The sequence below is a fragment of the Mesorhizobium sp. M7A.F.Ca.CA.002.15.2.1 genome, from assembly GCF_003998715.1.
In the GTDB taxonomy this organism is placed as follows: domain Bacteria; phylum Pseudomonadota; class Alphaproteobacteria; order Rhizobiales; family Rhizobiaceae; genus Mesorhizobium; species Mesorhizobium ciceri.
Map to the genome: position 1 here is coordinate 2,346 of NZ_RZPI01000120.1, position 8,202 is coordinate 10,547.

Annotated in this window: 6 protein-coding genes and 2 pseudogenes; 2 read left to right on the forward strand and 6 right to left on the reverse strand. The window is 62.3% G+C overall.

Going from position 1 to position 8,202, the window contains the following annotated elements:
- Positions 1–261: pseudogene (locus tag ENZ74_RS09850) on the reverse strand (DUF4126 domain-containing protein); the annotation flags it as partial.
- 135 nt (positions 262–396) lie between these two features.
- Between ENZ74_RS09850 and ENZ74_RS09855 the strand changes: the two are divergent.
- Positions 397–954, forward strand: coding sequence for a sugar O-acetyltransferase (locus tag ENZ74_RS09855; protein WP_063168859.1), 558 nt, complete (start codon positions 397–399; stop codon positions 952–954).
- A 5-nt stretch (positions 955–959) separates the two neighbouring features.
- Here the strand turns inward: ENZ74_RS09855 and ENZ74_RS09860 are convergent, their stop codons facing one another.
- On the reverse strand, positions 960–1,955 hold the full coding sequence (locus ENZ74_RS09860) for a helix-turn-helix domain-containing protein (RefSeq protein WP_063168858.1): 996 nt from the start codon (positions 1,953–1,955) through the stop codon (positions 960–962).
- Positions 1,956–2,081: 126 nt separating this feature from the next.
- Here ENZ74_RS09860 and ENZ74_RS09865 point away from each other — a divergent pair, with 126 nt between their 5' ends.
- Positions 2,082–2,726: a cysteine hydrolase family protein gene (locus ENZ74_RS09865; RefSeq protein WP_013529947.1), complete on the forward strand. Its 645-nt coding sequence runs from the start codon at positions 2,082–2,084 to the stop codon at positions 2,724–2,726.
- Positions 2,727–2,793: 67 nt separating this feature from the next.
- Here the strand turns inward: ENZ74_RS09865 and ENZ74_RS09870 are convergent, their stop codons facing one another.
- The 4 genes and pseudogenes from ENZ74_RS09870 to ENZ74_RS09885 form a co-directional block, all read right to left on the reverse strand.
- The gene (locus ENZ74_RS09870) at positions 2,794–4,473 is read right to left on the reverse strand and encodes a formate--tetrahydrofolate ligase (RefSeq protein WP_013529948.1); all 1,680 of its coding nucleotides are present in this window, start codon (positions 4,471–4,473) and stop codon (positions 2,794–2,796) included.
- Between the two features lie 313 nt (positions 4,474–4,786).
- A complete protein-coding gene (locus ENZ74_RS09875; protein WP_013529949.1) occupies positions 4,787–5,911 on the reverse strand; it encodes a DUF2333 family protein in 1,125 nt (374 codons plus the stop codon).
- Positions 5,912–6,015: 104 nt separating this feature from the next.
- Positions 6,016–7,320, reverse strand: a complete 1,305-nt coding sequence (locus ENZ74_RS09880; protein ID WP_063168857.1) for a DUF6638 family protein — start codon at positions 7,318–7,320, stop codon at positions 6,016–6,018.
- A 42-nt stretch (positions 7,321–7,362) separates the two neighbouring features.
- Positions 7,363–8,202 (reverse strand): annotated as a pseudogene (locus ENZ74_RS09885) (ATP-binding protein); the annotation flags it as partial.

Genomic DNA, 8,202 nt, shown 5'->3' on the forward strand with positions numbered 1-8,202 from the left:
GGAGAAAGCGCCCGTAACGATGCGGGCGCCGAATTGCTGGGGTACTTTACGGCTCGGCGTCGACGGCAACTGGTCGGTGACCAGCTCGACGATGGCCAGGATGGTGAAGATGCCGACAGCCGCCCAATGGCTCATGAAGCTCGCCCAAGTGCCGGCAACCGTCAGCCAGCCGAGATAAGCGCCCCAGGCAATGGCGGCCGGCGCCGTCATGGCGCGAAGACCGGCAATGACGCCGATCAGAAGTGCGAGAATGTAGAGCATGGTCGATCCCCCTCGATCACGGGCCAAGACGGCCTTGAGTCACAGGCTACCATAGGTCCAATATTTGACCAGTACTGGCATCGGCGCTTTTGGCTGCACTTGTGCTTTGCAAGGACGTGAACTGGAGACCGCATCATGGCTGAGAGCGAGCGCGTGAAAATGGTGGCCGGCGAATGGTATACCTGCATCGATGACGAACTGGAGTCGTTGCGGATGATAGCGCGCGATGCGGTGTTCGAGCACAACTTGCTGCCGCCTCGTCAACGCGGCAATCTCGGGCCGGGTCTGAAGGCACTGCTGGGAAGAGCCGGCGAGGGCGCCCGTATCGAGGCGCCGTTCCACTGCGCCTATGGCTTCAACATCTTTCTCGGCGACGGCGTCTTCCTCAATACCGGCTGCACCATCCTCGACACGGCGAGCGTGCGCATCGGCAAGGCAACGCTGCTCGGCCCGAACGTGCAGATCTACTGCGCCGAGCACCACAAGGAGGCCAGTGGGCGGCAGGCCGGACTGGAGATCGCCCGACCGATCGAGATCGGCGCCAATGCCTGGATCGGCGGCTCAGCCGTCATCCTTGGCGGCGTCAGCATCGGTGAAGGCGCCATCGTCGGCGCCGGTGCGGTGGTGACGCGCGACGTGGCGGCGAACGCCACGGTGATCGGCAATCCGGCGCGGCCGGTCAAGCGGGGCTGAACAGGTCAGGACGACAGGACATACGTCATGCGCTCTTCCTGATCGACCCGCCTGGAGAACTCGCGCCGATACTGCGCAGGCGATGTCTTGAGCCGTGCCGAAAAATGCTGGCGCAGCGAGGTGGCGCTGCCGAAGCCGGCTTCGAAGGCGATCATGTCCATGGATTTCTCCGTCGCTTCCAGCAAACGCTGCGCCAGTTCGATCCGCTGGCTGGTCAGCCAATCGCCAAAGCTGGCGCCGATCGATTTCTGAAAGCGACGGGTAAAGGTGCGGCGGGTCAGGCCGGCGGCCTCGGCCACGCGGTCCAGGCTATGCGCTTCGCCAAGCGTCGCGCGAACCGCGTCGAGGGCCTGGGTGAAGCGGTCGGCGTCCGCGCTTCTTGCCACCGGATGCTCGATGAATTGCGCCTGGCCGCCCTGGCGATGCGGGGAAAGCACGATCTGGCGAGCAAGCCGCAGTGCTGCTTCCGCGCCATAGCGGGCGCGCACGATGTGGAGACAGCAGTCGAGGCCGGCGGCGACGCCGGCCGAGGTCACGACATCGCCATTGTCGACGTAGAGCACCGCGGCATCGACAGCGATGTCGGGATGGAGTGTTTGCAATTGTTCGCAATAGGCCCAGTGCGTCGCGGCACGTCGGCCCGAAAGCAGCCCGGCCGCTGCAATGGCGAAGGTGCCGAGGCACAGGCCGACAATCAAGGCGCCGCGTTGGTGCGCATGGCGCAGCGCTTCCATCAGCAGCGGCGATACCGGTTCGCTCAGATGATGCCAGCTCGGGATGATGACGATATCGGCGCCGTCGAGCCCTTCGAGCCCATGCGGCGCGGCAATTGTCAGCCCGGCTTCGGTATGGATCGGCCCGGCCTTGACCGCGCAGATGCGGAAGTCGAAGCGCGGCAGGCCAAGCGCCGTCCTGTCCTCGCCGAAGACCAGGCACGGTACGGAAAGATGGAACGGGCTGATGCCGTCGAAGGCGAGGACGGCAATGATCGGGTCGTTCATGGGTGCTTCCAGCGGTTGAATGCGGATTGTCCCAATTCTTTCGAATGATGTCAATCGGGTCACTTTCGGCTGTCTGGCAGCCCGCCTATCTTCCATCCATCGAATTCAAGCCGGAAAGGAAACACCATGTCTGACCCAGCCAACACCACGCCGCGCCGGGCGCTGATCGTCGTCGATGTGCAGAACGATTACGACGGCGGCAATCTCGCCATCCAGCATCCGCCGTTCCGCGACAGCGTCGTCAATGTGGCACGCGCCATGGATGCAGCGACTGCTGCCGGTATCAAGGTGGTGGTCGTCAAGCAGATGGCGCCCGAGACCTCGCCGATCTTTGCCAAGGGCAGTCACGGCGGCGAACTGCATCCCGAAATCGCCAGGCGCAAGCGCGACCATTATGTCGAAAAGAACCTGCCCTCCGCCTTCACCGGCACTGATCTGGAAGACTGGCTGCGCGCCAATGCCATCGATACGATTACGGTGGTCGGCTACATGACGCATAATTGTGACCTGTCGACCATTATCCACGCCGTGCATATGGGCTTTGCCGTCGAGTTCCTGTCGGATGCGACCGGCTCGGTGCCTTACGCCAACAGCGCCGGCTACGCCTCGGCCGAGGAGATCCATCGCGTGGTCACGATCATCCTGCAGTCGCGCTTCGCCGCCGTGCTCAAGACCGCCGAATGGGTGGAGTGCCTGCAGACCGGCGCGCTGCCGGAGCGCGACACGATCTTCGGCTCCAACCAGCGGGCGCTGTCGCGCAGCGCTGCTTAGGGCTATCCGAACAAACAGAAAGGGCGCCGCATCGCTGCGGCGCCCTTTCTGTTTGAATTGAAGGATTTTAGAACAGGCCTTCGATATTGCCGGCCTCATTGAGGAAGATCTTTTCCGAGGACGGCGCCCTCGGCAGGCCCGGCATGGTCATGACCTCGCCGCAGATGATGACGACGAAGCCGGCACCGGCCGAAAGCCTGACCTCGCGCACCGGCACGGTGTGGCCGGTCGGCGCGCCGCGCAGGTTCGGGTCGGTCGAGAAGGAATACTGGGTCTTGGCCATGCACACCGGCAAATGGCCGTAGCCGGCGTCTTCCCACGCCTTGAGCTGGTCGCGCACCGACTTGTCGGCGATCGCTTCCGAGCCGCGATAGATGCGCTGGACGATGGTGTTGATCTTCTCGAACAGCGGCATGGCATCGGGATAGAGCGGCGCGAACTGCGAGGCGCCGGATTCGGCCAGTGCCACCACCTTGTTGGCGAGATCCTCGATCCCGGCCGAGCCGTGTGCCCAGTGCTTGCACAGGATCGCTTCTTCGCCCATCGAGGCGACATAGTCCTTCATCGCCTGGATCTCGGCGTCGGTGTCGGAATAGAAATGGTTGATGGCAACCACCGCCGGCACGCCGAACTGCCTGATGTTCTCGATGTGGCGGCCAAGATTGGCGCAGCCCTTCTTCACCGCTTCGACGTTTTCCTTGCCGAGGTCTTCCTTCTTGACGCCGCCATTCATCTTCATGGCGCGCACGGTGGCGACGATGACCGCCGCTGCCGGCTTCAGGCCCGCCTTGCGGCACTTGATGTCGAAGAACTTTTCAGCACCCAAATCGGCGCCGAAGCCGGCTTCGGTGACGACATAGTCGGCGAGCTTGAGCGCCGTCGTGGTGGCGACGACCGAGTTGCAGCCATGCGCGATGTTGGCGAACGGCCCGCCATGCACGAAGGCCGGGTTGTTCTCCAGCGTCTGCACCAGGTTCGGCTGCATGGCATCCTTCAGCAGCACAGCCATGGCGCCGTCGGCCTTGAGGTCGCGGGCATAGACGGCTGACTTGTCGCGGCGATAGGCGACGATGATGTCGCCGAGGCGCTTTTCCAGGTCCTTCAGGTCGGTCGACAGGCAGAGGATCGCCATCACTTCCGAGGCGACGGTGATGTCGAAACCGCCCTCGCGCGGGAAGCCGTTGGCGACGCCGCCGAGCGAGCAGATGATCTCGCGCAGCGCGCGGTCGTTCATGTCCATGACGCGGCGCCAGACGACCCGGCGGGTGTCGATGCCGAGCTCATTGCCCCAGTAGATGTGGTTGTCGATCAGCGCCGAAAGCAGGTTGTGTGCGGTGGTGATGGCGTGGAAGTCGCCGGTGAAGTGGAGGTTCATGTCCTCCATCGGCACGACCTGCGCATAGCCGCCGCCGGCGGCACCGCCCTTGACGCCGAAGTTCGGGCCGAGCGAAGCCTCGCGGATGCAGACGATCGCCTTCTTGCCGATGCGGTTCAGGCCGTCGCCGAGACCAACCGTGGTCGTGGTCTTGCCTTCGCCGGCCGGCGTCGGGTTGATGGCGGTTACGAGGATCAGCTTGCCGTCCTTGTTGCCCTTCACCGATTTGATGAATTCGGCTGATATCTTGGCCTTGTCGTGGCCGTAGGGCAGCAGGTGTTCGGTCGGGATGCCGATCTTCTGGCCGATCTCCTGGATCTGCTTTTTCCTGGCGCCGCGCGCGATCTCGATGTCGGACTTCACTTCGGCCATGACGGCTTTCCTCTGGATTGGACGGTGGAGGGGACGGGTTTGGTCTTACTGGCAAGCAGGTTGGAACCGGGCGCGGGCATGTTCTAACCCTGTCGCTGCCGCGGCGTCAACTTGTATGCAACTATGTTTCCTCTTGAGAAAATTCTTCTGCGGACCGGCCGACCTGTCGTCGGTTCTTCCTGGCTCCGTTGCCGCGCCGTATAGAAGCCAGAGGACGCGTCGTTCCGCCGTCTCAAAACAGCCGCACAATGCACGGAATGCGACAGAGGCGACGGCGCAAATTCACCATCGCCTGGTCCCTAATGGAACAGCGCTACTGCGTCAGAACGTTGCTGATTTCGACCATGTTGGAGCGCACCCTGAGCACATAGAAGCCCATCGTCGTCAGATGCGTCGGCAACAGCCAGCCATCCTCGCGGCCATTGGCGATGATGAAAGGCTGGATCTTCAGTGCCGAAACGAACTGCGAGTCCATCGTGTCCCAGAGGTTCTGCAGATGCTTTTCCTTGATGACGTCCTCGAAGTCGGCCTGGGCGCCCTTCATCAGGCCGTAATAGCCATAGAGCTGGCCATAGGCGAACCAGTAGCGGTCGTCGGCGCGGAAGTCGAACCAGCCATTGTTGTGGTTCTCGGCGCGTTCCTTGAGGATCGCCGAGGTCGAGCCGATGTCGGACGAGATGCGGTCGATATACTGTTTCAGATTGTCGGCGCGGGCGTCGAATGTCGCCTGGCAGGTGGCAAGGCGAGCGTTGAAGGAACGCAGCATGCGCACGGCGTCGCGATAGTAGCTCGGCGTCGGTGTCTTGGGACCGAACGGGTTCAGGCCGAAATACCAGGTCTCCTCGTCGAACTGCAGGTTGCCGCGGGCATTCTGCAGATCGCTGTCGATCTGCGAGGTGGTGCGGACGCGGCCGAGATTGTCGGCGAGTTCGGTCGCCGTGCGCCGCACCGCCTGGTTGATGCCGCGCTGGAAGGAGGCCTTGTTGTCCATCCACGGCGTGTTGTCCCAGTCGATGCCGAACAGGCCGAGCTTGTAGAGGATCATCGACGAGATCCAGGCATTCTGGTTGACGTTGAAGTCGGTCAGGTCGGCGGCGATCTGGGCAATGCCGGAGTTGCCGCAGGTCTTGGCCGTGTCGGTGCCGGCGCCGGCGGAGACCTGTTCGCCAGCGGAGACATTGCGCTTCTCGAACGTGTAGGTGTCTGGATAGTTCGGGTTGAAATTGTTCCACCACTGGGTGGCGTAGAAGAAATTGGCATAGAGGCCGATCAGCACCAGCAGAGCAAGGCCGACCGCCGCCTTGAGGATCCAGCCGCGTTGCGTGTACCAGCGTCCGGCCCACAGGAACGGCCACAGGATGACGCCGATCAAAAGCCCGATACCGCGGCCGATCCACTGGAAAATGCGGGTGAAGAAGTTCACGATCGGATCGAGCATGGCTGTGTCACCCCCTCAAGCATGATGCCAAAAAGTTGCAGACTTTTTGGATAACATTATGCGCCAAAACAAGAAGTTAGAACGAAATAACGGTTCATTTCGTTCTAGTCAGTCAGGCCGTAGAGGCGCGTGCGAAACGCCACCTTGTCCTTCAAATATGTGGTTTTGAGAACGTCCACAACATGCGATCGCCAGGCGTCGCTGAAGCCGCCATAGTCCTTGTAGAAGCCGTCCTTGTTGAAGATGTAGCGCGAGACGAAGTCCGACGGCACGAAATCCGAGATCAGCCGGTTGGTCAGCCAGGCGTCAGGATGGTCAGGCTTGGCGCGGATCACCAGGAAGCGCTGCTGCGGGAAGACATCCTCGATCTTCAGGTGGCCGAGCTGGGCGATCTCGCGCTTGGCGGCGTTGAGGAAAGGGAAATTGCCGTCCCTGGTGATCAGGTCGGCATGGCTCTGGAACCAGGTCTGCAGCCAGACCTTGTCGACATTGGTCAAGTTGCGGTTCGGCTCGGCATCGCGGATCAGCGCGCGCACCACCATCTCGGCGCGGTGCTCGAGGTAGCCCGAGGCCTCGACCCAGGAGGCGCGCGGCAACTCGATGCGGCCGGTGGTGGCGAGGAACTTGAACACCTTGTCGGCGTCGTTAATGGAGAGATAGCTGACCTGCCACGGCCGCGAACGGCGGAAGCCTGGCGCCGCAGGATCGCTGATCACTGTCGTCACATCCGGGTCGACGAAGACGTAAAGGCCACCGAAATGGCTGGTCCAGTAGGCGTTGTGGCGGAAGATCACCTGGTCGGGCACCAGCGCGTTCTCGCGGATGTCGCCGCAGATCTTGGCGAGCTCGACCATGCGGTTCAGCATGGCGCTGTCGCGCCAGGCGTCGGGCTCCTGCTTCAACCGGTCGACGAGCTTGCCGAGCTCGGCGGCCTTGCCCAGCACATCCTCAGCCGACAGCACCTTGAACTCGACCTGGCTGATCGACAGCAGGTCCTCGATATCGTTGACCTTGGGAACGGAATCCTCGATCTCGCCGTAGATGACATCCTTGATCGTCAGCGCATCGATGGCGCGCTGGTTCTTGGACATGAACTCGAACATCAGCTGCGAGGTGTTGGAGAAGGCGGTGTGCACCACCGGCAGGTCGATCTGCGACGGCGTCAGGATGATGAAACGGCGGTTGACCTCGTTGGGATCGAGATAGTCGTAGTCGTCGCATTCCTCGGCCACTTCGGGCGAAAAGCCGGTGCGATCGATCTGGAAGGTCTTCAGCTTGGTCGGCTTCAAGCCGAATGCGGCGAGCGCCTTGTTGTAGCGCTGGATCAGATGCGGCTCGTCGACCGTCAGCAGCCGGCCATAGATCAGCTCATTGTCGCGCAGGAGATCGGGTTTCTTGGCGGGGCTCATCTTGCCTTCTCCCACAAGGGGTGAAGGGAAGGCCGGCGCAGCTCACGCATTCCATAGCCCCTTCTTCTTCATCTCCTCCATCTCGCGCGCAGCCCGTTCGCGCAGGCGGGCGTCGCGCAGCAGTTTTTCCACGGCGGAGTCGTCGGACTTGTCGGAATAGCGGAACTCCGAGTCGGCGTAGCGGTTGATCTCCTGCATGACCATGTCCATCGAGAACGGCCCGCGCAGTTCCTCGATCATCGCTTTCTTCTCGTCGTAGCCCTTGTGCATGAAGACTTCCGGCTTCTCGAACCAATCGTCGGGAAGCTCGATGTCCATGGCGCGCATCTTGATGGCGTCGGTGACATTCTTGATGGCGCGACCGGTGAAGCGGGGCTCGGCATCCTTGATCAGGTGCAGATAGGTGCCGATATCGGCCATCGATTTCGGCGCGCCGTTCTCCTTCATGTAGCGCTCGTAGACCTTCATCAGCCCATCTTCCTGCGGCTTCTCGTGCTCCTCATAGGCTTCGGTCACGGCGCGCTGGATTTCCTGCGCGGCGTAGAGGTCGTGTTCGCCGAGCGGGATCTTATGGTTTTTCCCCGCCAGCAGGACAAAAATATCGATGTAGTCGTCGCGGCTCTGCGGCCCGTCGACCAGCCAGCGGGCGCCGGCGCGCTGGCGCAGCGCGTCGTCGACATTTTCGGGGTAGTTGGAGAACATGCCGAACGAGCAGTTGCCGCGCACCACGGTGGCGGCGCCGGCGAAGGCGTCCATCAAGACGCCTGTTATCTCCTGCTGGCCGGCGGAGGCGCGGTCGTCGGAGCGTCTGGCGGCCACCTGGTCGATGTCGTCGATGGTGCCGAAGCCGATGACGCGTGGGTTCAAGACATTGTTGATGAA